The organism is Pseudoalteromonas sp. RB2-MNA-CIBAN-0110 (assembly GCF_040309305.1).
GTDB lineage: Bacteria > Pseudomonadota > Gammaproteobacteria > Enterobacterales > Alteromonadaceae > Pseudoalteromonas > Pseudoalteromonas arctica.
On the sequence record NZ_JBEOOQ010000359.1, the window covers coordinates 1 to 230 of the forward strand.

The following is a 230-nucleotide window of genomic DNA, read 5'->3' on the forward strand; positions in this document are numbered from 1 at the left end:
GTAATGTGGCGGTAATTGGTGGTGGTATTGCCAGCAGCTGTATTTTATACAGCCTAGCTAAGCGAGGTATTAGCAGCCAATTATTTTGCCAAGATGCTGCACCCGCTATGGGGGCATCGCACAACGTGCAAGGGGCGGTATACCCTCATTTACAAGCAAAAAACTCCCCACACAGCGAGTTATTTGCGCATAGCTTTTTATATGCCAAACGGCTTTATAAACAGTTACTC

The 230-nt window shown here is 46.1% G+C and carries 1 protein-coding gene; it reads left to right on the top strand.

Annotated features, from left to right (window positions below; translation table 11 throughout):
* The coding region (locus AAEY68_RS21790; RefSeq protein WP_350586911.1) for an FAD-dependent oxidoreductase at nt 1-230 on the top strand (230 nt) is incomplete at both ends.